Origin of the sequence: Solibacillus merdavium (genome assembly GCF_014836935.1) — a bacterium.
Lineage (GTDB): Bacteria > Bacillota > Bacilli > Bacillales_A > Planococcaceae > Solibacillus > Solibacillus ferritrahens.
In genome coordinates, this window is the sequence record NZ_JACSPW010000040.1 from 1 (window position 1) to 2,037 (window position 2,037).

Below are 2,037 nucleotides of genomic sequence, written 5' to 3' on the forward strand. Positions count from 1 at the left end.
CCGAAGTCATCTAATCGCAGCTTAAGCACAACTACATGTCTTTTTATTATACTGTCTACAAAATAGGGTTCAGTTCATCGCGGCGATGAAGGGGTTCTTTTTAATATTGTCTCGCATAATTATTTTACGAAAATTAATGATCCGGCTCAATATCCCGTCGTATATAAACATTCACGATGGAACCAATCTGTTTAACATCTACAAACAAGCCTTTCCAAGCAGAACTATAGCAGTCCGTGTCATCACAAGATTTGTCGGTCAGCCTAGTTTCGTAATCGATATGAATCCCACCTGCTTTCTTACCGGTAGCTTTCACTCGGAATGTATTCGTTCCTGGATCCCGAGTGATTTCCGCAATCTCTGCGGCATCTTTTTCCCGAAGTTTATAACCGCCTTTGTACGTAGGCGTATCCTCATACACAGCGAATGGAATTTCTCTGATTACATCGATATCATAATAAAAATGAGCGTCGTTCAGTTTTGCCTCAATCCCATACCGTATTTCCTTCCCGCTCTCAAGTTTCACTGTAGCAATATACTGACCAGGTTTGTCGATTGTCAGTGATACAATCGAGTATTGATCCACATTAAAAGGCATATTACTAGATAGTAGTTCTCCATCCATCGTCGTAAGGGAGATCGTTTGAATGCTTTCTTTAATGTCATATAGATTGACGGCTGTCGGCACCATTTCATCCGTCTCTTCCAGTGTCAATGTCAGTTCGCCATTTACTTTTTTTATGTGGACATAATACTTCTTGTAGTTCTTCACATTTGAGCCCTCGCTCGGCACTCCCGTAAGATTCAGTATTCCTGTCCCCTCCTTCAAGGGAACCAACTGAATTTCATCCTCGGTATAGCCTTCTTTTCCGACTACTTTGTGCGCTTTGAAGAAACCGTTCTCCACATCCGATTGCCAAATCCAAACATGGTCCCAGTTTAATTCGCTTGCTTTGAGCGTAACCATTGGCGGCTTCGCTTCTTCGGTTGCTTTCAACATCTTCGCTGCTTGCCCTCTCGTAATCGGGGCGTTTGGACTGAAAGTATTCGGAGTCGTTCCTGACGTGATGCCAAGTGCATAAATCGCTAGAATATTTGCATCATGCGAAGGGGAACTTCCTACATCCTTAAATGGATGGTTATATATCTCCTCACGTGGTAGATTGAACGCTTTGACAAGGATTGATGCCATCTGCCCACGCTTGATCGGATCGTTCGGACCAAACCGGCCGTCCCCGTATCCACTGATAATGCCTTTGTCTACCATCGCTCCGATTGCTTTATAGTAGCCATTAGCTGGTGAGACGTCTTTGAATCCCGAATTTTTCACATTTGACGTATCCAAGCTGGTCATCTTCGCGATAATCGCGGCCGCCTGTCCCCTCGTAATCGAATTGCCCGGCTTGAATGTGCCGTCCGGGTAGCCTCCGATAATATTTCGTTCCGCGAGATCATACACTGCTTCCGCGAAATGCTTCGTTTGCGGCACGTCCGAAAACTGTTTCGAGCTTTCTGCTAAGCTAGTTGTAGAAAAGCTGCTAGCGAGTAACAGCGCGCCAAATATGCTTACTAATCTTTTCATTACTACCTCATCCTCCTCACTTGGCAATTCTGTTGGTAGCCATTGCTGTTCTTCTTCTATTCCTATTCCCTCTATCGATTAAACAAATATTGGAAAAAGTTTCACTTCTAAAATACAGAATGTTTTCTCAGATTATTCCTCTCCACAAATCCCATATGCGCTAATACCTGCTGTTATTTCGAGAACTTGGTGCAGGACTGTAAAAGGTAAAACCCCCTTCAACCAGTATTGCGCTGTACTGACGGAAAAAATGGAAATTAGTTTCACATTTTTCAAACTATTTTTTTGCATTATAAGAAAACCTCCATTTTGAAAAAGATTGATCAAAATGGAGGTTAGTTAAGTATGAGATTTTTATAAAAATGCCCCTTTGCTCAGAGAGGGCACTGAAAAACCTTCGTTTTTTTAGAACGTTTTCGTTTTTCAACACAAAAGAGGCATTTTTCATTCGATTT

The 2,037-nt window shown here is 42.4% G+C and carries 2 protein-coding genes; both read right to left on the reverse strand.

Going from position 1 to position 2,037, the window contains the following annotated elements:
• Window positions 1–133 precede the first annotated feature (133 nt).
• The gene (locus H9632_RS18615) at window positions 134–1,582 is read right to left on the reverse strand and encodes an S-layer homology domain-containing protein (RefSeq protein ID WP_191705554.1); all 1,449 of its coding nucleotides are present in this window, start codon (window positions 1,580–1,582) and stop codon (window positions 134–136) included.
• Between the two features lie 132 nt (window positions 1,583–1,714).
• Entirely contained in the window at window positions 1,715–1,873 is a 159-nt protein-coding gene (locus H9632_RS18620; RefSeq protein WP_191705555.1) for a hypothetical protein, read from the reverse strand.
• Window positions 1,874–2,037 lie beyond the last annotated feature (164 nt).

Bases quoted from the DNA above. Each gene is read 5' to 3' on its own strand.
- H9632_RS18615 (WP_191705554.1), bottom strand. From the start codon at position 1,582: ATGAAAAGATTAGTAAGCATATTTGGCGCGCTGTTACTCGCTAGCAGC.
- H9632_RS18620 (WP_191705555.1), bottom strand. From the start codon at position 1,873: ATGCAAAAAAATAGTTTGAAAAATGTGAAACTAATTTCCATTTTTTCC.